22 protein-coding genes are annotated in these 19,745 nt (G+C 75.4%); 18 read left to right on the top strand and 4 right to left on the bottom strand.

The features are described 5' to 3' along the window. Positions 1–122 precede the first annotated feature (122 nt). The 7 genes from NFX44_RS20595 to NFX44_RS20565 all read left to right on the top strand — a co-directional run bounded on the left by NFX44_RS20595 (position 123) and on the right by NFX44_RS20565 (position 8,737). A complete protein-coding gene (locus NFX44_RS20595) occupies positions 123–1,163 on the top strand; it encodes a Gfo/Idh/MocA family protein (protein WP_262285197.1) in 1,041 nt (346 codons plus the stop codon). After that, positions 1,156–2,244 (top strand): zinc-binding dehydrogenase, encoded by a 1,089-nt coding sequence (locus NFX44_RS20590; protein ID WP_262285196.1) that lies wholly within the window; start codon positions 1,156–1,158, stop codon positions 2,242–2,244. Before NFX44_RS20595 ends, NFX44_RS20590 begins: the two co-directional genes overlap by 8 nt. A 29-nt stretch (positions 2,245–2,273) precedes the next feature. Then, entirely contained in the window at positions 2,274–4,022 is a 1,749-nt protein-coding gene (locus NFX44_RS20585) for an ABC transporter ATP-binding protein (RefSeq protein ID WP_262285195.1), read from the top strand. 109 nt (positions 4,023–4,131) lie between these two features. After that, positions 4,132–6,426, top strand: coding sequence for an accessory Sec system translocase SecA2 (gene secA2, locus NFX44_RS20580; protein ID WP_262285194.1), 2,295 nt, complete (start codon positions 4,132–4,134; stop codon positions 6,424–6,426). 188 nt (positions 6,427–6,614) lie between these two features. Then, positions 6,615–7,355 (top strand): GAF and ANTAR domain-containing protein, encoded by a 741-nt coding sequence (locus NFX44_RS20575; protein WP_262285193.1) that lies wholly within the window; start codon positions 6,615–6,617, stop codon positions 7,353–7,355. Between the two features lie 76 nt (positions 7,356–7,431). Then, positions 7,432–7,935: a DUF2231 domain-containing protein gene (locus tag NFX44_RS20570; protein WP_262285192.1), complete on the top strand. Its 504-nt coding sequence runs from the start codon at positions 7,432–7,434 to the stop codon at positions 7,933–7,935. Positions 7,936–7,978: 43 nt separating this feature from the next. After that, positions 7,979–8,737: a class I SAM-dependent methyltransferase gene (locus tag NFX44_RS20565; protein WP_262285191.1), complete on the top strand. Its 759-nt coding sequence runs from the start codon at positions 7,979–7,981 to the stop codon at positions 8,735–8,737. Between the two features lie 79 nt (positions 8,738–8,816). On the opposite strand, the gene NFX44_RS20560 is transcribed toward NFX44_RS20565, so the two are convergent. Continuing rightward, positions 8,817–9,764 carry a DUF3500 domain-containing protein gene (locus tag NFX44_RS20560; RefSeq protein WP_262285190.1) on the bottom strand — a complete coding sequence of 316 codons (948 nt, stop codon included), beginning with the start codon at positions 9,762–9,764 and terminating at the stop codon, positions 8,817–8,819. A 62-nt stretch (positions 9,765–9,826) separates the two neighbouring features. Continuing rightward, entirely contained in the window at positions 9,827–10,219 is a 393-nt protein-coding gene (locus NFX44_RS20555; RefSeq protein ID WP_262285189.1) for an ankyrin repeat domain-containing protein, read from the bottom strand. Positions 10,220–10,286: 67 nt separating this feature from the next. Between NFX44_RS20555 and NFX44_RS20550 the strand changes: the two genes are divergently transcribed. The 9 genes from NFX44_RS20550 (at position 10,287) to NFX44_RS20510 (ending at position 16,405) form a co-directional block, all read left to right on the top strand. Beyond that, entirely contained in the window at positions 10,287–10,664 is a 378-nt protein-coding gene (locus tag NFX44_RS20550) for a signal peptidase I (protein WP_262285188.1), read from the top strand. A 116-nt stretch (positions 10,665–10,780) separates the two neighbouring features. Beyond that, entirely contained in the window at positions 10,781–11,233 is a 453-nt protein-coding gene (locus tag NFX44_RS20545) for a cysteine dioxygenase family protein (protein WP_262285187.1), read from the top strand. Between the two features lie 50 nt (positions 11,234–11,283). Continuing rightward, on the top strand, positions 11,284–11,775 hold the full coding sequence (locus tag NFX44_RS20540; RefSeq protein ID WP_262285186.1) for a rhodanese-like domain-containing protein: 492 nt from the start codon (positions 11,284–11,286) through the stop codon (positions 11,773–11,775). Between the two features lie 142 nt (positions 11,776–11,917). Continuing rightward, entirely contained in the window at positions 11,918–12,421 is a 504-nt protein-coding gene (locus tag NFX44_RS20535) for a winged helix-turn-helix domain-containing protein (RefSeq protein ID WP_262285368.1), read from the top strand. A 302-nt stretch (positions 12,422–12,723) separates the two neighbouring features. After that, the gene (locus NFX44_RS20530; RefSeq protein WP_262285185.1) at positions 12,724–13,332 is read left to right on the top strand and encodes a winged helix-turn-helix domain-containing protein; all 609 of its coding nucleotides are present in this window, start codon (positions 12,724–12,726) and stop codon (positions 13,330–13,332) included. 152 nt (positions 13,333–13,484) lie between these two features. Continuing rightward, positions 13,485–14,114, top strand: a complete 630-nt coding sequence (locus NFX44_RS20525; RefSeq protein ID WP_262285184.1) for a uridine kinase — start codon at positions 13,485–13,487, stop codon at positions 14,112–14,114. Positions 14,115–14,359: 245 nt separating this feature from the next. Then, positions 14,360–14,758, top strand: a complete 399-nt coding sequence (locus tag NFX44_RS20520) for a TraR/DksA C4-type zinc finger protein (protein ID WP_091266032.1) — start codon at positions 14,360–14,362, stop codon at positions 14,756–14,758. A gap of 48 nt (positions 14,759–14,806) precedes the next feature. Next, positions 14,807–15,679: a DUF72 domain-containing protein gene (locus NFX44_RS20515; RefSeq protein ID WP_262285183.1), complete on the top strand. Its 873-nt coding sequence runs from the start codon at positions 14,807–14,809 to the stop codon at positions 15,677–15,679. A gap of 297 nt (positions 15,680–15,976) precedes the next feature. Beyond that, positions 15,977–16,405 carry a DUF2267 domain-containing protein gene (locus NFX44_RS20510; RefSeq protein WP_151461720.1) on the top strand — a complete coding sequence of 143 codons (429 nt, stop codon included), beginning with the start codon at positions 15,977–15,979 and terminating at the stop codon, positions 16,403–16,405. On the opposite strand, the gene NFX44_RS20505 is transcribed toward NFX44_RS20510, so the two are convergent. Continuing rightward, positions 16,390–17,199, bottom strand: coding sequence for a DUF72 domain-containing protein (locus tag NFX44_RS20505; protein ID WP_262285182.1), 810 nt, complete (start codon positions 17,197–17,199; stop codon positions 16,390–16,392). The genes NFX44_RS20510 and NFX44_RS20505 overlap by 16 nt on opposite strands. A gap of 9 nt (positions 17,200–17,208) precedes the next feature. Continuing rightward, positions 17,209–17,952 (bottom strand): PIG-L deacetylase family protein, encoded by a 744-nt coding sequence (locus NFX44_RS20500; RefSeq protein ID WP_262285181.1) that lies wholly within the window; start codon positions 17,950–17,952, stop codon positions 17,209–17,211. A gap of 199 nt (positions 17,953–18,151) precedes the next feature. Between NFX44_RS20500 and NFX44_RS20495 the strand changes: the two genes are divergently transcribed. Both NFX44_RS20495 and NFX44_RS20490 read left to right on the top strand, forming a co-directional pair. Further along, a complete protein-coding gene (locus tag NFX44_RS20495; protein ID WP_262285180.1) occupies positions 18,152–18,439 on the top strand; it encodes a hypothetical protein in 288 nt (95 codons plus the stop codon). 9 nt (positions 18,440–18,448) lie between these two features. Beyond that, positions 18,449–19,720: a cupin domain-containing protein gene (locus NFX44_RS20490; protein ID WP_262285367.1), complete on the top strand. Its 1,272-nt coding sequence runs from the start codon at positions 18,449–18,451 to the stop codon at positions 19,718–19,720. Positions 19,721–19,745: the final 25 nt, after the last annotated feature.

Below are 19,745 nucleotides of genomic sequence, written 5' to 3'. Positions count from 1 at the left end.
AGGTGGTTCCGGGCGGTTCCCGGCCGGTGAACGTCTGATTGCGCGTCCGGTACACGTTTGGCCGCGCGGCCGTGCGGGGAGTGGTCTCGACGGTCCGTTTTTCGCGGTGGAGGGGTCGGAGCATGCGTGTGTGCCGGGTGGGACTCGTCGGAGCCGGCGGGGTGGGGCAGCGCCACGCCCGCGTGCTGGCCGGCTTCGAGGACGTGGAACTGCTCGGGGTGACCGACGTCGCCCCGGAGGCGGCGGCGGCGCTCGCCGGCGCGCACGGCGCGCGGACCTTCCGCGACGTGGACGAGCTGCTCGCCGCCGGGCCGGACGCGGTCTACGTCTGCGTGCCGCCGTTCGCGCACGGCCCGGTCGAGGAGGCGGTGATCGCCGCGGGCGTGCCGATGTTCGTCGAGAAGCCGGTGGCGGTGGACCTGGAGACCGCGGAGCGGGTCGCCGCGCTGGTCGAGCGCCGAGGCCTGCTCACCGCGGTCGGCCACCACTGGCGCTACCTGCACGTGGTGGAGGAGGCCCGGCAGCTGCTCGCGGACCGGCCGGTGCGGATGGTCAACGGCGCCTGGTTGGACAAGGTGCCGCCGGTGGCCTGGTGGGCCCGGCGGGACCGCTCCGGCGGGCCGGTCGTCGAACAGGCGGCGCACGTGCTGGACCTGGTGCGGCTGCTGGTCGGCGAGGCGACCGAGGTGACCGCGTACGGCGACGGCAGCCCACCGCCGGTGGAGGGCGCGGACATCGACTCGGTCACGGCGGCCACCCTGCGCTTCGCCTCCGGCGCGGTGGGCACCCTGGCGGCGGCCTGCGTGCTCGGCTGGAAGCACCGGGCCGGCCTGGAGATCCTCGCCGACGGGCTGGCGCTGTCCCTGGCCGAGGACGGCCTGACCGTCTGCGACGCCGACGGCGAGCGGCGCCTGCCCGCCGACCCGGACGGCGCCCGGGTGGCCGTCGACCGGGCCTTCGTCGACGCGGTCCGGGGGGTCGGCGACGACGTCCGGGTCCCGTACGCGGAGGCGCTGCGCACCCAGCGGCTCGCCCTCGCGGTGGCCCAGTCGGCGCGCACCGGGCGGGCGGTGGCGCTGCCCACCGGGCCGGCCGCGCGGCTCACCGCCGCGGTCGCCGACGCGACGCCGGCCGGGCCGACGGGGGTGACCGTCGATGCGTGACCGGGTGGTGGTGGTCAGCGGGCCGGGCCGGGTCGAGCTGGTCGAGCAGGACGCGGCCGAGCTGCGTGAGGGCACCTTCCGGGTGGAGACCCTCTACAGCGGGGTCTCCGCCGGCACCGAGCTGAGCTACGTCAAGGGCACGAACCCCTATCTGCACGTCACCTGGAACGCCGGCCTCGGGCTGTTCCAGCCCGGCGAGGCCAGCACGCCGTACCCGGTCACCCGGCTCGGCTACATGCAGGTCGGAAGGGTGGTGGAGAGCCGCACCCCGGCCGTCGCCGTGGGCACGGTCGGCGCCATGACCTACGGCCACCGCAGCGGCTACCTGGCCGACCCGGTCGCCGAACGGTTCGTGCCGCTGCCCGACGACCTCGACCCGCTGCTCGGCGTCTACGTCGCGCACATGGGCCCGATCTGCGCCAACGGCCTGCTGCACGCCGCCGCCGACCTCTGCGGCACCGACGTCCGCTCGCTCGGCGACGGGGTGCGCGGGCGGCGGGTGGCGGTGGTCGGCAGCGGGGTGGTCGGGCTGCTCACCGCGCTGTTCGCCCGGCGGCACGGTGCCGCGTCCGTGGTGGTCCTCGACCCCACCCCGGCCCGGCGGGAGGTGGCCGAGGCGCTGGGCCTGGAGACCCTCGACCCGGCGGCGGACGACCCGGCCGTGGTGCTCAAGACCCGCTGGAACCACGCCGCCGGCGACCGGGGCGCGGACGTGGTCTTCCAGTGCCGGGGCCAGGACTGGGCGCTCCAGCTCGCGCTGCGCCTGCTGCGCCCCCAGGGCACCGTGATCGACCTGGCGTTCTACCAGGCCGGCGCGGACGCGGTCCGGCTCGGGGAGGAGTTCCACCACAACGGGCTGGCGCTGCGCTGCGCCCAGATCGGCCGGGTGCCGCGCGGGCTGGCGCCGACCTGGGACCGGGAGCGGCTCTCCGCGGAGACCATCGAGCTGCTGCGCCAGTACGGCGACCTGGTCCGCAAGCACCTCGTCTCCGCGGTGGTGCCGCTGGAGGAGGCGCCGGCGCTGCTCACCGACCTGGCCGAGCGGCGCCGCTCGGAGCTGCAGGTGGTGCTCACCGGCTGAGCCTGGGCCGGCCCGGTTACGGTGCTGCCATGACCACCGACGCCGGCCGCCCGCCGGGGCTCGCCGCCCTGCTGCCGTACCTGCGCGCCCACCGCGGCACCCTCGTGGTGGTCGGCGTGCTGTCGTTCACCGGCGCCGGGGCGGCGCTGGCCCAGCCCCTGCTCACCCGGGGCGTGCTCGACCGGATCACCGCCGGCCGCCCGGCCACGGGGCTGGTCACCGTCCTGGTGGCCCTCGTGGTGGTCGGCGCGCTGCTCGGCGGGCTCCGCGACTTCCTGCTCCAGCGCACCGCCGAGGGGCTCGTGCTGGGCACCCGGCGGCGGCTCGCCGGGCACGTGCTGCGGCTGCCGATCGCCGAGTACGACCGGCGCCGCACGGGCGACCTGCTCTCCCGGGTCGGCGCGGACACCACGCTGCTGCGGGCCGTGGTCACCTCCGGCCTCTTCGAGACCGTCACCGGGGCGGTCATGGTGCTCGGCGCCGGCACCGCCATGCTGCTGCTCGACCCGCTGCTGTTCGGGGTGACCCTGGCCGCCGTCGCGGTGGGCGTCGGCTTCGCCCTGACGGTCGCCCGGCGGGTTCGCGGGCTGGCCCGCCAGGCCCAGGAGCGGGTCGGCGAGATGACCTCCGCCGTCGAGCGGGCCATCTCGGCGGCCCGGACCATCCGGGCCAGCCGCGCCGAGCGGCGGGAGACGGCGACCGTGGTGTCGAGCGCGACCGAGGCGTACGCGGCCGGGCTGCGGGTGGCCCGGGCCCAGGCGGTGGTGGGCCCGGCCAGCACGGTCACCGTCCAGGGCGCCTTCCTGCTGGTGCTGGCTGTGGGCGGGGCGCGGGTGGCGTCCGGCGCGATCGGCGTGGGCGACCTGGTGGCCTTCGTGATGTTCCTGTTCTTCCTGGTGCTGCCGTTGGGGCAGGCGGTGCACGCCTACACCCAGCTGCAGACGGGGCTCGGCGCGCTGGCCCGGATCGAGGAGATCCTCGCCGTGCCGGGGGAGGGGGCGGACGAGCGGCCGGCGCCGGTCACCGCCCGGCCCGGCGCGACCGGCCCGGCGGCGGTGGAGTTCGACCGGGTGGACTTCGGCTACCCGGGCGGCCCGCCGGTGCTGCACGAGGTGAGCTTCACCGTGCCGGGCGGCACCCGCACGGCCCTGGTCGGCCCGTCGGGCGCCGGCAAGTCCACCCTGCTCGCCCTGGTCGAGCGCTTCTACGAGGTGACCGGCGGCACGCTGCGCCTGGACGGGGTCGACGTGCGCGACCTGCCCCGGGACGCGCTGCGGGCCCGGCTCGGCTACGTGGAGCAGGAGGCCCCGGTGCTCGCCGGCACGCTCCGGGACAACCTGCTGATCACCGCTCCGGACGCCACCGACGACCAGCTGCACGCCGTGCTCGACGAGGTCAACCTCGGGCACCTGGCCGAGCGGACCGCCGACGGGCTGGACGTGCAGGTCGGCGAGGGCGGCGTGCTGCTCTCCGGCGGCGAGCGGCAGCGGCTGGCGATCGCCCGGGCGCTGCTGGCCGGGCCGCCGGTGCTGCTGCTCGACGAGCCGACCAGCAACCTCGACGCCCGCAACGAGGCGGCGCTGCGCCGGGCCATCGACGCCGTCGCGGTGCGCCGCACCCTGCTGATCGTGGCGCACCGCCTCTCCACCGTGGTGGACGCCGACCAGATCGTGGTGCTGGACGCCGGCCGGGTGGTCGCCGTCGGCACCCACGACGAGCTGACCTCGGCCAGCCCGCTCTACCGCGAGCTGGCCACCCACCAGCTCCTCGTCGGCTGACCGCCCGAACCGCCCTGACCTGCGGAAACAGCCCGCAATTCGGACACCCCCCGGCAACCGTGCCGCACGGGTGTCACAATCGGCTCCCGTTCGCGTACCGTTGCCGCTCATGGGTGTGTCGCAACGTCTGAAGACCAGGTTCCGGCGGTTCCTCCAGCGCCCGGGAACGACCGTCGACCTGGCCCCGCTGGAGAAGCTGCTCCCGGCGATCGAGGCCCGCGAGGCCGCGCTGGAGAAGCTCTCCGACGCGGAGCTGACCGAGGCGGCCGGGCAGGCCGCCGGCTACGAGGAGCTGTGCGCGATCGGCCGCGAGGCGGCCCGCCGCGGCCTCGACCAGCGGCCGTACGACGTCCAGCTGCTCGGCGCCATGGCGCTGCTGTCCGGCAAGGTCGCCGAGATGGCCACCGGTGAGGGCAAGACGCTGACCGCGGCCATCGCGGCCTACGGGCACGTCCGGATGGGCAACGGCCCGGTGCACGTGCTCACCGTCAACGACTACCTGGCCCGCCGCGACGCCGAGTGGATGGGCCCGGTCTACGCCCTGCTCGGGCTCACCGTCGGCTGGGTCAACGAGGCGTCCACCCCCGAGGAGCGGCGCGCCGCCTACGCCTGCGACGTCACCTACATCGCAGTCAGCGAGGCCGGCTTCGACTTCCTCCGCGACCAGCTCGTCACCGACCTGTCCGAGCGGGTCCAGCCGGCCCTGAAGACCGCCATCGTCGACGAGGCCGACTCGATCCTCATCGACGAGGCCCGGGTGCCGATGGTCCTGGCGGGCGCGGTCCCCGGCGAGCAGGACCCGGTGCACGCCGCCGCCGCGCTGGTGCGCGGCCTGCGTAGGGACCGGCACTACACGATCGCCGAGGACGGCCGCAGCGTCGCCTTCACCACGGTCGGCCTGGCCACGGTCGAGGCCAAGCTGGGCGGCATCGACCTCTACGACGAGGAGCACGTCGGGCAGCTCTCCGCGGTCAACGTGGCGCTGCACGCGCACGCCCTGCTGCACCGCGACGTGGACTACATCGTGCGGGACAAGTCGGTCGAGCTGATCGACGAGATGCGTGGCCGGGTGGCCCAGCGCCGCCGCTGGCCGGACGGGCTCCAGGCGGCGGTCGAGGCCAAGGAGGGCCTGGACGCCACCGCCGAGGGCGAGGTGCTCGGCACCATCACGGTCCAGGCCTACATCGCGCTCTACCCGACCGTCTGCGGCATGACCGCGACCGCGGTCCTCGTCGGCGACCAGCTCCGCGAGTTCTTCGGCCTCGAGGTGGCGGTGATCCCGCCGAACACCCCGTGCGTCCGCGAGGACGAGACGGACCGGATCTACGCCACCCGGGCCGAGAAGGAAGAGGCGCTGATCGACGAGATCCGGCGCTGCCACGAGGCCGGCCGTCCGGTGCTGGTCGGCACCCTCGACGTGAAGGAGTCCGAGGGGCTCGCCGCCGGCCTGCACGCCGCCGGGGTCTCCTGCGTCGTGCTCAACGCCAAGAACGACGACGAGGAGGCGGGGATCATCGCCGAGGCCGGCGCGTACGGCGCGGTGACCGTCTCCACGCAGATGGCCGGCCGGGGCGTGGACATCCGGCTCGGCGGCAGCGACCAGGCCGACCGGGAGCGGGTCGCCGAGCTGGGCGGCCTCTACGTGATCGGCAGCGGCCGGCACGACAGCCGCCGCGTCGACGACCAGCTCCGGGGCCGGGCCGGCCGGCAGGGCGACCCGGGTGGCTCGGTCTTCTTCGTCAGCCTGGAGGACGACCTGGTCGTGCGGCACGCCGGCGACACCGTCCCGGCGTCGCCCCGGATGAACGCCGACGGCCTGGTCACCGACCCGCAGGTCGACTACGCCGTGGAGCACGCCCAGCGGGTCGCCGAGGGCGTCAACCACGAGATCCACCGCAACACCTGGCGCTACAGCCAGGTGATCGAGCAGCAGCGCAAGGCGCTGGCCGAGCGCCGGGAGCGGCTGCTGACCAGCGACATCGCCGCGCTCATGCTGCTGGAGCGGGTGCCGGAGAAGGCCGGCGAGATGGACGAGGACCTGCTCGCCGAGGTGGCCCGCAAGATCGCCCTCTACCACCTGGACCGGCTCTGGGCCGAGCACCTGGCCGAGCTCTCCGAGGTCCGCGAGGGCGTGCACCTGCGGGCCCTGGGCCGGCTCGACCCGCTGGACGAGTTCCACCGCAGCGCGGTGCCGGCGTTCAACGCGCTGATCCCCGAGATCGAGACGCGGACCATCGCCACCTTCGAGGAGACCGAGTTCTCCGACGGGTGGGAGCCGGACGCCGCCAAGCTGGTGCGGCCGACCGCGACGTGGACGTACCTGGTGCACGACAACCCGTTCGGCTCGGAGCTGGACCGGCTGATCGCCTCGGTGGGGCGGCGGCTCATCTCCGGCTCCCGCTGACCCTCCGCGAGGGGTCCCTTCCGGCGCTTACCGCGCCGGAAGGGACCCCTTTGCGCGGTTTCGATCCTGGTTTGGGAGGGTAGTAGGCCGGGGCTTCGAGTCAGGGAGAGAGCGATCATGGGACAGGCAACGGCGCCGGACGGGCACACCGCGTGGACGGGCGTGGGGGTGGCGGAGGCCGCGGCCCGGTGAACCTCGACACGCGGGACCCCATGACCGACACGCTCGGGGTGCTGGAGACCGCCGCGCTGCTGCGGGAGCTGACCGCCGGCCTCATCGCGGTCACCGACTTCGACGAGGCGCTCGACCGGCTGGTCCGGATCGCCCGGGACGCCGTACCCGGGGTGGACTGCTGCGGATTCACCGCGCTGCGTGCCGGTGAGCCCGCCGGGGTGGCCGCCTCCGACCCGGAGCGGGCCGAGCTGGACGACCTGCGGCACGGTCCGGACACGCCGGCCCTGACCGCCATCCGGCGGCGCGAGATGATCACGGCGGGCGACCTGACCGGCGAGTCGCGCTGGCCGGCCTGGTCGGAGCGGGCCCGCGGGCTGGGCGTGCACGGGGTCATCGCCGCGCCGGTGGACGTGGACGAGCAGGTGATCGGCGCGATCAACCTCTACGCCGAGTCGGCCGGCGCGCTCACCCCCCGGCACCAGCTCACCGCCATGCTCCTCGCCGAGCACGCCGGGCTGCTGCTGGCCGCCACCCGGAACCGGGAGCGGCTGGCCGCACGGGCCGACCAGCTCGACAGCGCGGCGCTGGCCGACGGGGTCGTCGGGCAGGCCGTCGGCGTGATCATGACGCAGCGCGGCTGCCCCGCGCCGGAGGCGCTGGACGTCCTCCGCAGCGCCGCGTCCTCGTTGGACATACCGCTGCGTGAGGTGGCCGAGCGGCTCCTGCTCACCGTCTCCCGACCCCGGGACAACTGAGCGACATTCGTTTCGTCCCGGTGGGCCCCGGGTAGCACCCTGGACTGGTGAGCTGCTCGGACCTGGGGAGGAACCGATGGAGAGCCGGCTGCGGGTGCAGGGCAACCCGATCCAACCGATGCTGGTGACGTTCCCCTTCGGGCTCTTCGTCAGCGCCGCGGTCTTCGACCTCGCCGACGTCGCCGGCGGCCCGGCCTTCCTCGGCGAGGTGGGCTACTGGACGGCCGTCGCCGCCCTGGTGGCCGCGGCGCTCACGACGGTCGCCGGGATGGTCGACCTGTGGGACGCCCGGGCCGACCGGACAAGGCGGACCGCGATCACCTTCAACCTGGTCAACGCCGCGATGGCGGCGCTGTTCCTGCTCACCTGCCTGATCCGGGCCCAGGCGCCGCAGCGCGGCGCCAACGGCGTCGAGGTGGCCGTCGAGCTGCTCGCACTGGCCGTGGGCTCGGTGGGGGTGAGGCTGGGCTCCCGGCTGATGCGCCAGTTCGACCGGCGCCGGGCCGCGGAGCCGACCGGCTTCGAGGCGCTGCGGGACATCCCCGGCGCCACCGTGGAGATCATCCGCCCGAAGGCCTGAAAACGCCTTGCCGTCGGCCGCCCCCGGCCGCCAGGCTCGCCGGGTGAACACCGAACGGGACGCCGACGAGCTGATCGCCGAGGGGGCGGCCGCGCCGGTCGAGGGCTGGGACTTCTCCTGGCTGGCCGGGCGGGCCACCGAGGAACGCCCGCCCTGGGGGTACGCCCGCCTGGTCGGCGCACGGATGGCCACCGTCCGGGCCGCACTGGACATCGACACCGGCGGGGGAGAGGTGCTGGCCGGGATCCCGGTCCCGCCGCCGCTGCTGGTCGCCAGCGAGGCGTGGCCGCCGAACGTGCCGGTCGCCCGCCGGACCCTGCGCCGGGTCGGGGCCACCGTGGTCCAGGTCGCCGACCGGCCGCCGCTGCCCTTCCGCGACGCCGCGTTCGACCTCGTGGTCAGCCGGCACCCGGTGGACACCTGGTGGGACGAGGTCTCCCGGGTGCTGCGCCCCGGCGGCAGCTACCTGTCCCAGCAGATCGGCGCCGGCACGGTCCGTGAGCTGAGCGAGGCCATCCTCGGGCCGTTGCCGCCGCCGGAGCGCCGCCACCCCGAGCAGGCGGTCGCCGCGGCCGAGGCGGCCGGGCTGACCGTGGTGGACCTGCGCGAGGCCACCCTGCGCACCGTGTTCCACGACATCGGCGCGGTGGTCTGGTTCCTGCGCAAGGTGGTCTGGACGGTGCCCGGCTTCACCGTCGACCGGTACCGCGCCGAGCTGCGCCGCCTGCACGAGCGCATCCGGGCCGAGGGCCCGTTCGTGGCGCACGCCCGGCGCTTCCTCATCGAGGCCCGCCAGCGCTGACCCGGCCGCCGCCCTGACCGGGCCACCGCCCTGACCGGGCCACCGCCCTGACCGGGCCGCCGCCCTGACGCGGCCGCCGTCAGTGTGCGGCGGAGTGGTGGTCGGCCAGCACGTCCGCGCCGAAGTCGCTGGCCGGGCGGCGCAGCACGGTGTGCGCGTGGTTGCCGTCCTCGCTGGTGTTGTCGTACTCGATCAGCAGGTCGTCGCCCTGGATCCGGTAGTAGTGCCGCTGGCCCGGCCCGACCGGGCCGGCCCAGGCGAAGTGCAGCTCCCCGCCGGCGAGCCGGCGCACCTCGCGGGTGGCCAGCTCCGGCGGGAGCCGGTCGAGGTAGAGCGCGACGAGCCGGTCGAGCAGCGCCCGGCCGGACGGGGCGAGCCGGCCGCGGGGCACGCCGAGCGGGTCGAGCCGCCCCGGCGCCGTGGCCCGGGTGGCGCTGATGATGTCGGCCGGCGCCTCGTCGGTGACGACCGCGGCGGTCCGGCCGGCCGGCCCGAGCGCGTCGAGCAGCTCCCGGGCCAGGTCCTCCTCCGGCCCGAGCGGCCGGGAGACCGGCCGGCCGGCGTGCCGGACGGTGGCCGGGTTGGCGCCCAGGAAGATCGGGGCGGGGGAGACCTGGTCGTCGACCACGGTCATGCTGACCGACAGGTGGTGCCCCTCGAACCGCCAGGCCCACCGGTCGTCGCGCCCGGGATCGCCGAAGACGGCCACCCAGTAGTCGCCGCTGTGCCGGCCGCGCCCCCAGCCCTCCGCCCGGTCGAGCACCTCCTCCAGCGCCACCACGGCCATGGCCTGGGCGTACGCGGCGGGGCTGAGCGCGGTGGCGAGCAGCCGGTGGGCGGCCTTGCGGGCGGTGACGTCCAGGTCGGCGAGGCTGGCGCCCGGCCGGGGCCGGGGCCGGTACTCCAGCCACCGGCGGGCCGGCTCGTCGTCGAAGTCGTGCCGGGCCCGCTGCCGGGCCGGTTCGTCGAGCGCCGCCAGCAGCGCGCCGGCCGCCGCGCGCATCTGCTCGGGTACGGGATCCTCCACCGCACCTGTATACCGCCCCGCCGCCGGTCGCGTCGGGCGCGCCGGCGGCTCGCCCGGGCCGGTCAGTTCCGGCCGAGGATTGTGAGCATCTCGGGAAGGTCGAAGAAGCGGGCCGTCTCGACCGCCGAGGGGTCGCCGTGCTCGGGGTCGGCGCCGGCGTCGAGCAGCGCCCGGACCGCCTCGGCGTTGCGGCGGAACACCGCCGCGGCGAGCGCGGTCTGCCCTCGGTCGTTGCTCCGGGTGGGGTCGGCGCCGCGGGCGAGCAGCGCGCCCACGGTCTCCGGGTGGGCGTGGTACGCGGCCAGGATGAGCAGCGTGTCGCCCTTGTCGTTGGTCAGGTTGACCGGCAGCCCGGCGTCCACGTTCGCCGCCAGCTCGTCGGTCGCCCCGGCGCGGGCCAGGTCGAACATCCGGTGGGCGAAGTCGAGCGTCTCGGCGTCGAGTTCCTGGGGCATCCGTCCAGGCTAGTGGGAGCCCGCCGGGCGCGCCTGGTAGCTTGCCGAGCCGGCACGGGAGGCGCGGATGGACGATCGGGTGTACGTCGGCAACGCGGCGGTGGACGGGGCGGCCGACGCGGGCTGGCTGCTGGGTCACTTCAAGCCGCCCGGCGACGTCCGGCACAGCAGCGAGGTCGAGGTGAAGTGGGGCGTGCACCCGGCGGGGGAGACCCGCTCGCGGTGGGCCACCGGCGAGCGGCGTACGGCCCTGCTGGTGCTGATCAGCGGGGCCTTCCGGATCGAGCTGCCGGATCGGACCGTCCTGCTGCGCGCGCCCGGCGACTACGTGGTCTGGGGCCGGGGCGTGGACCACTCCTGGTACGCCGAGCGTGAGTCGGTGGTGCTCACCGTGCGCTGGCCGTCGGTCCCCGGCTACCGGGTCGACCCGCCCGTCCTTCGCTGACCTCCCGGTGCGCGGAGCCATCCGTCCCAGCATCCGGTATTACCTACTAAACCCATAGGGTTTGAAGACTATGCTGAGGAGGCACGCCGCACCCGTACCGTGAGGACGCACCGCCGATGACCAGCGCCGACCCGTCCGACCTGCTCGCCGTCGCCGCCCGCTGGGCCGACCCGACCGGCTGGCCGGTGGTGCTGCGCTTCGACCGCGCCGAACGGTGGTACGCGCGGCTGGCCGCCGGCGCCGAGCACGAGGTGTGGGCGCTGAGCTGGCTGCCCGGGCAGGGCACCGACCTGCACGACCACGGCGGCTCCTCGGGCGCCTTCCTGGTCGTCGCCGGCACCCTCACCGAGGAGACCGTCGTCGGCGGCCGGCTGCGCCCGCACCAGCTCGCCGCCGGCGCCGGCCGCCGCTTCGGCCCCCGGCACGTCCACGTGGTCAGCAACCGGAGCGACCAGCCGGCGGTTAGCGTGCACGTCTACCGGCCCGCGCTGCGCCGGATGACCCGCTACCGCCTCGACGCCGGGCGGCTCCTGGTCGCCGAGGTGGCCGAGGCCGGGGTCGCCTGGTGAGCCGCCCCACATTCCGACCCCCGACCGTCGCCGCTGGAAAGGACGCCACGATGGCGCACACCCCCACCCGCACCGGGAGCTGTCCGGTCCCACCGCCCGGCTCCCGGGGCATCGACGAGGTCCTCGCCGCCGCCCGCGCGCGGCTGCGCCGGCTCGACCCCGAGCAGGCCCACCTGGCGGTGCGCGGCGGGGCCCTGCTCGTGGACATCCGGCCCGCCGGCCAGCGTGCCGCGCACGGCACCGTGCCGGGCGCCCTCGCCGTCGAGCGCAACGTCCTGGAGTGGCGCTTCGACCCGCGCTGCGCGGCCCGCCTGCCGCAGGCCGTCGGCTACGACGTGCCGGTGATCGTCCTCTGCCAGGAGGGCTACACCTCCTCGCTGGCCGCCGCCGCCCTCCAGGACCTCGGCCTGCACCGGGCCACCGACGTGGCGGGCGGCTTCGCCGCCTGGCGCATCGCCGGCCTGCCCACCCTCGGCCCCACCCCGCCGCTCCGACCCTCGCCCGCCGCGCCCCCGGTGACCGCCGGCCGGGCGCCCCGCTGACCGTCCCGCCGCACGCCCCGGTGGGGCGGGGCGACCGCCCGCACAGGAGGCTCCCATGTCCGTCGTCGCCATCTCCTCCCGTCCGGCCCGACCGGGCCGCCCCGACCGCGTCGCGCCGCACCGGCCGCGTACCACCCCGACCCTGACCATCACCCTGGACCTGGGCGCCGGCGCGCTGACGCCCGGCCTGGCGCGGCTGGTCGACCTGCTGGACGAGCTCGCCGCCTCCGGCGAGGGCCTGCTCCGACCCGAGGAGCACCAGGCCGCCCGCGCGGTGCTCGACCTGCGCCGCGCCACCGCGCCGCCGCAGCCGCCCGCACCGCCCGCCGGGGCCGAGGAACCCGGCACGGTACGCATCCTCACCGGCACCCGCCGGATCCGCCACGACGGCGTCGAGGTCGCCCTCACCCGGATCGAGTACGACCTGCTGCTGTTCCTCGCCGAACATCCCCGGCGGGTGTTCACCCGGCGGCAACTTCTCGCCAACGTCTGGGGCTACGAGCACGCGGTGGCCCGCACCGTCGACGTCCACGTGCGCCGGCTGCGCGCCAAGCTCGGCGTCGACACACCGCTGGTGACCACCGTGTACGGCATCGGCTACCGGCTGGCCGACGAGGCCCGGATCGTGGTGGACCGCGAGCGCTGAGGCGCCACCGGCCGGTGCGCGGCGTACCCGGAATCCGGGTGCGCCGCGTTCACGTTTCCGCGCCGGCCGGCCCGGCACCGGCCATTGTGAACCGCGCGGGGACCCCCCGTACCGGGTCAACCCGTCGCTCTGCTGTAATCAACGGACCTCGTACGCAGAGCGAGCATTCGGCTCCGATGTGTTCGTCAATTGTCACATTCATGCAACGCAGCCGCCCCTTGACCCTCGCACAGGCGCCGGGAAGCATCGATGAAGCGGCGTCCCGGGCCGTGGGGAGATACCCGGACCAGCCAAGGAGGACCATGTCGGTCAGCCCCGCCTCGTCGCGCGCCGGATGGCATACGTCCCAACCCGCGGTCCCGGGTCGTCCCCCCGGCGGCCAGCGCCGGCCCGCCAACACCTCGGCGCCCATGCTCACGGTCACCCTGAACATCCCGCTGGCCTGCGAGGAGTCGCTCACCCCGGCCGCCCGCCGGCTGCTCGACGCGGCCCGTGAGCTGCTCGAACGCGGCGACGCCGTGATCAGCACCGGTGCCGCCCCGGCGGAACGCCGCCCCGATCCGGTGCCGGCCAACCGCGCACCGGGGCGTCCGCTCGCGCCGACCATCCCGACCCTGCACATCCTGGCCGCCTCCCGGTCCGTGCTCCGCGACGGCGAGCCGCTGCCGCTGACCCGGCTGGAGTTCGACCTGCTGCTGCACCTCGTCGCCCACCCCCGCCGGGTGTTCACCCGCCTGCAACTTCTCAATGCCGTCTGGGGCTACGAGCACGCCGGCGTCCGCACCGTCGACGTGCACGTACGCCGCCTGCGCGGCAAGGTCGGGGTGGACGTCCCGCTGGTCACCACCGTCTACGGCGTCGGCTACCGGCTCGCCGACGACGCGCGGGTCACCATCGACCGCACCGGCTGACACCCACCCCGGTCCGGCCGTCACGTGCCGATCGCCCTCCGGACGGAGCCCCGACCGCCCGGCCGATCGCATCGTGACCCGCTCCGCAGGGACGGAGCCGCGACCGCCCGGCCGATCGCACCGTGACCCGTCCCGCCGGGCAGGATGGTCGGATGCGCGTCCGCCCTATCACGCCCGAGCTGCTCGTCGCCGAGCTGGCCGACCGGCTCGCCGGCGCCGCCGTGCCCGGCCGGCTGCGGGTGGCCGTGGACGGGCCGCCGGCCGCCGAGCCGGACGCCCTCGCCGCCGCCCTGGTGGATCCGCTGCGCGCCGCCGGTCGCCCGGTCCTGCACGTCCGGGCCGCCGACTTCCTCCGGCCCGCCTCGGTCCGCCTGGAACACGGCCGGACCAACCCGGATGCCTACTACGAGGGGTGGGTCGACGAGGCCGGCCTGCGTCGGGAGGTCCTCGACCCGGCCGGGCCGGACGGGTCGGGCCGGCTGCTCCCGTCGCTCTGGGACGCCGCCGCCGACCGGGCCAGCCGCACCCCGTACGTCGACCTGCCGCCCGGCGGGGTGGTCCTGGTCAGCGGCGCGCTGCTGCTCGGCGGTGGCCTGCCGTTCGACGTCGCCGTCCACCTGGTGCTCTCCCCGGCGGCGCTGGACCGGCGGACCGACCCCGAGCTGCGCTGGACCCTCCCGGCGTTCGCCCGGTACGCCGACGAGGTCGATCCCGCGTCCTTCGCCGACGTGGTGGTCCGCGCCGACGACCCGCGGCACCCCGCCCTCGTCGAGGCCGGCTGACCCGGGCGATCGGCCCGCTTCGGGACGACCGCGGCCGGGGCGGCGGGAACGGGAACGGTCCGGGCGGCGCAGCCGGGTACGAACGGCCACGAAGAACGCGATAATCCCCGGTTTGGCCGACGCGCCGGGCGGGTAATCGCCCGGCTCACAGAGCACGGGTGATCTCGGCCGTGCATCCATCGGACCACGTTCCGGGGCGTTCGCGCCCCGGAGACGTTATGAGGCCCCAGGAAAGGCAGGCAGCGATGCTCGTCCACGACACGACAGCCACGGGCCGCTCCCAGGCGGAGGTCGACCAGATCCGGCAGTCCCTGACGTCGCGGTACGACGAGCTGACCGCGGAGTACGAGCAGGCCGTGCTGCAGAGCCAGGTGCTCCGGCTGGTCGAGGTCGGCGACACCGCCGGCGACGACCAGGCCGACAGCGGCACCAAGACCGCCGAGCGGGACACCGCCCAGTCCCTGCTGCGCACCATCCTCGACCGGCGCGCCCAGTTCGAGCACGCGCTCGCCCGCCTCGACGAGGGCACGTACGGCTTCTGCGAGGGCTGCTCGGCGCCGATCCCCGTGGAGCGGCTGGAGATCTTCCCCTCCGCCACCTCCTGCGTGTCCTGCAAGCAGACCCGGGAGCGGCGGGCGGCCTGACCGGCGCCCGGAGTTGCCGGTCGGTCCCGGTAGCGGTGGACTCACCACATGGGTGACATCAAGGTGGGCACCGCCTCCTGGACCGACCGGACCCTGCTCGACTCCGGCTGGTACCCGGCGAACGCCGACACCCCGGAGAAGCGGCTGTCCTGGTACGCCCGGCAGTTCCCGCTGGTCGAGGTGGACGCCACCTACTACTCGCCGCCCGCCGAGCGGACCGCACAGCTGTGGGTGGACCGCACCCCGCCCGGCTTCACCTTCAACATCAAGGCGTTCAGCCTGCTGACCGGGCACCCGACCCGGGTCTCCGCGCTCTACAAGGACCTGCGCCCGGAGACGGAGAAGAAGAACCTCTACCCGGACGACCTGCCGCCGCAGGCGTACGAGGAGGTGTGGACCCGCTTCCTGTCCGCCCTGGACCCCCTGGTCGAGGCCGGCAAGCTGGGCGCCATCCTGTTCCAGTTCCCGCCCTGGTTCACCATCAAGCGGGACAACAAGCAGTACCTGCTCGAGGTGGCCCGGCGGTGCGCCCCACTGCGCCCGGTCTTCGAGTTCCGGCACGCCTCCTGGTTCGACGGCGACAACGCCGAGGAGACGCTCGGCTTCCTGCGCGAGCACCGGCTGCCGTTCGTCTGCGTGGACATGCCGCAGGGACACAAGTCGTCCGTACCCCCGGTGCTGGCGGCCACCGCGGACCTCGCGGTGGTGCGCTTCCACGGGCACAGCGACAAGTGGACCAGCAAGGACATCCACGAGAAGTTCGGCTACGACTACTCCGACCGGGAGCTGCGCGACTGGGCGCCGAAGCTGCGCGAGCTGGCCGGCGAGGCCGAGCGCACCCACGTGCTGATGAACAACTGCTACCGCGACTACGCCCAGCGCAACGCCACCACCCTCGCGAACCTGCTCGACGCCGGCTGAGGAGTTCACCCGGCCCGGGTGAGGGCGCCTCACCCGGCAGGCCAGCAGCATGGACGGTGTGCGCGGTCCGTCGACCGGCGCGACCGCGCGGCCGAGGAGGAGGTGGGGTCATGACGGTGCGGGTCGTAGCGGATCGACGCCGCGGCGGAGTGCTGCACGTGGTCGGGAGTCCCGACGTGCCCCGGCGCGGCGGGCGGCCCGGTCGGTTCAGCCCGACCCGGCTCTGGCGGGGGCCCAGCGGGCCGCCGCGACGCACCGACGACCGACGCTGGGAGAACGAACCACGGGGGTGGGCAGATGGCTGAGCAGTTGATTTCCGCGTTCGAGTCCTCGCTGGACAAGACGAACGTGATCCTCAAGGAGATCGAGTCGGCGTACGGCTGGCCGAAGGCACAGCGCAACCAGTCCTACGCGGCGCTGCGCACGGTGCTGCACCTGCTGCGGGACCGGATGCCGGTGCAGGAGAGCGCCGAGTTCGCCCAGCAGTTGCCGGTGCTGGTGCGCGGCATCTACTTCGACGGCTGGCAGCCGGAGAACGTGCCGATCAAGCTGAACCGCGACGACTTCCTCTACGAGGTCCGGCAGGGCTTCCCGTACGACGTGGAGGGCGGCCCGCAGCGGGTGGTGCAGGTGGTGCTGGACACCCTGCGCCGGCACGTGACCCAGGGCGAGTGGGAGGACGTGAAGGCCACCATGCCGAAGGACCTGGGTCACATGATTCCCTGACCGGGTCCGTTCCCGGCCCGCTCCGCCGCACCGGCGGGGCGGGCCGGCGGCGTCCGGGTGACCGGCAGCCCGGCCCGCCGGGCCAGCCCGGCGAAGGCCACCGCGTCGACGATGGCCGCGCCGCCCGGGTCGTTGTTGAAGTAGACGTACGCCGGCTCGCCGCCCGGGAAGGCGGTGGCCAGCCGGCGCACCCAGGTGGCCAGCGCGGCGCGACCGTAGCGGGGCCAGGGGCGGGCCCGGCCCTCGTGCAGCCGCAGGTAGCCGAAGTCGGTGGTGCGCCACAGGGGGGTGATCGGGCGGCTGAGCCGATCGGCCCAGACCAGCGCCGCCCGGTGCCGCTCCAGGACCCGCCGGGTGTCGTCGGTCCACCAGGACGGGTGCCGGGGCTCGACGGCCACCCGCACCTGCGCGGGGAACAGCCGCAGGGTCGCGTCCAGGGCCGCCGGGTCGGCCCGCATGGTGGGCGGGAGCTGCACCAGCACGGGCCCCAGCCGGTCGCCCAGCCCGGTCGCCCGGTCCAGGAAGCGGGCCACCGGCTCGGCCGGTTCCCGCAGCCGCTTGATGTGGGTGAGGTAGCGGCTCATCTTCACCGCCACGCAGAAGTCGTCGGGTGTGCGGTCCCGCCAGGCCACGAACGTGTCCCGCTCGGGCAGCCGGTAGAAGGCGTTGTTGACCTCGACCGTGGCGAACCGCTCGGCGAAGTGCTCCAGCCAGAGCCGCTGCGGCAGCTTCGCCGGGTAGAAGCGCTCCCGCCAGTCCCGGTACTGCCAGCCCGACGTGCCGACCAGGATCATCGCGGCCGCCTAGGCGAGGTCGATCCGGAACACCTCGAAGGCGGCCCCGTACCGGACGCCCAGCCGGGTGCCGGCCGGCCGGGCCAGCCCTTCGAGGAACTCCTCGGCGTCGAAACCGCCGTCGCCCAGCCCCCTCAGGTAGGCGCCGTGCGCCCGCAGCGACGCCACGCCGCGGTCGAAGCTGGCCGTCACGTCGACCCCGTGCCGGGCCTGCGGGGAGCCGGCCGCCCACACCTCGCGGACCCGGGACCACGGCTCCACCCCGTCGGTGAGCTGCTCGGGGAAGATCCAGCGGTTGCCGGCGTCGCGGACGGCGTCCAGCGTGGCCCGGCCGCAGGCGATGTGGTCGGCCTGGTTCAGCGCGTACGCCCCGTCCCAGGTGTCCCGGAAGTTGTTGGTGAGCACGATGTCCGGCCGGTGGCGGCGCACCACGGCGGCGATGGCGCGGCGCAGCGCCACGCCGTACTCCAGCAGCCCGTCGGGGAGGCCGAGGAACTCCACGGTGTCCACCCCGACCACGGCGGCGGAGGCCCGCTGCTCCTCCTCGCGCAGCACGCGGCTGCGCTCCGGGGGCATGGCGTCGATGCCCGCCTCGCCGCTGGTGAGCAGGCAGTAGACGACCTGCCTGCCCTGCCCGGTCCAGCGGGCCACCGCGGCGGCCGCGCCGAACTCCAGGTCGTCCGGGTGGGCCACCACGGCGAGCGCCCGCTGCCAGTCCTCGGCCAGCGGCGTCAACGGCTCCGGCTGCCCCACGGCCACCCCTTCCCGTCTTTTCCTTTCCGCCATCCTGGCACCGGACGCGCCCCACCGCGCGGCGACCTCGCCGGGGCCCGGCGAACCGTCCGTGCGGTGGGGTTCGGGCGTCTACGGTGTGGTTAGAGAAGATCAGGCGTGGGGTACCACCCGCTGCACACGGACCCCGGCGACGGGGCGGCACACCGAGGGAGCACCCATGGCACTCAACGACGACGACATGCAGACCACCGGTGGCGGCGGTGCGGAAGGCCCGGCCGACGGTGGGGCGACCCCGGGCCAGCAGGACGGCGGCGCCGACGGCGGCGCGGACCGTGGCGCGGAGCGCGGCCGGGACCAGGGTGCCGACACCGGCGCGGAGGGTCCGGCCGACGGCGGCGCGACCCCGGGCCAGCACGACGGTGGCGCGGACGGCAGCGCCGAGGGCCCGGCCGACGGTGGCGCGACCCCCGGTCAGCGCGACGGCGGCGCCGACGGCAGCGCCTGACGGATGGCCGTGACGCACCTCGACCCGCCGGGCGGCCATGGCCGCCCGGCGGTTCCGTCTTCCGCGGCCGACGCCCTCGCGCGCTGCGTGGCGGTGGAGCCGGCCAAGTTCGCCGCCGACCACTGGGGGCGCAGCCCGCTGCTGTCCCGGGCCGCCGAGCTGCCCAACCCGGCCGGCTTCACCGACCTGCTCAGCCCCGCCGACGCCGACGACCTGCTCAGCCGGCGCGGCCTGCGTACCCCGTTCCTGCGGGTCGCCAAGGAGGGCCAGCTGGTGCCGGCGGCGCGCTTCACCGGCGGCGGCGGCGCGGGCGCCGAGATCGGCGACCAGGTCCTCGACGAGAAGATTGTGGCCCTGTACGCCGACGGCGCCACCCTGGTCCTTCAGGGCCTGCACCGCACCTGGCCGGCGGTTGTCGACTTCGCCCGCGACCTGGGCGCCGCGCTGGCCCAGCCGTTGCAGGTCAACGCCTACCTGACCCCGGCCGGCAACCAGGGCTTCGCCACCCACTACGACACCCACGACGTGTTCGTGCTCCAGGTGGACGGCCGCAAGCACTGGCGGATCCACCCGCCGGTGCTGCCCGACCCGTTGGAGAAGCAGCCGTGGGGCGGCCGGGCCGACGAGGTCTCCGCGGTCGCCGAGGGGCGGCCCGCGCTGGACGTGGTGCTCGAACCCGGCGACGCGCTCTACCTGCCGCGCGGCTGGCTGCACAGCGCCCAGGCCCAGGAGTGCAGCTCGCTGCACCTGACCGTCGGCATCCGGGCGCTGACCCGGTACGCCCTGGTCGAGGAGCTGCTGGCGCTCGCCACCGAGGACGCCCGGCTGCGGGCCGGGCTGCCGTTCGGCGTCGACGTGGCCGACCCGGACGCCATCGAGCCGGAGCTGACCGAGACGGTCGAGGCGCTGCGCGACTGGCTGCTGCGGGCCGACCCGGCCGCGGTGGCCGCGCGGCTGCGCGACCGGGCCTGGCCGGCCGCCCGCCCGGCGCCGATCCGGCCCCTCGCCCAGGCCGCCGCCCTGGCCGCGCTCGACGCGGACAGCCGGGTCGCGCCCCGGGGCGGGCTGCGTTGGCAGCTCACCCCGACGGGGGACGGGAAGGTGGCGCTGCGCCTCGTCGACCGCACCATCACCCTGCCCGGCACCTGCGAGCCGGCCCTGCGCGCACTGCTCGCCGGCGAGGTGACCCGGGTCGGCGACCTGCCCGGCCTGGACGACGACGCCGACCGCCTGGTCCTGACCCGCCGCCTCCTGAAGGAAGCCGTCCTAACCCCGGCCTAACCCCCCACCCCACCCACCCCACCCC

Origin of the sequence: Micromonospora sp. MA102, assembly GCF_025460765.1 — a bacterium.
Taxonomy (GTDB): Bacteria; Actinomycetota; Actinomycetes; order Mycobacteriales; family Micromonosporaceae; genus Micromonospora; species Micromonospora halotolerans.
Note: the sequence above shows the minus strand (reverse complement) of the source record. Positions and strands in the feature narration are given on the sequence as shown.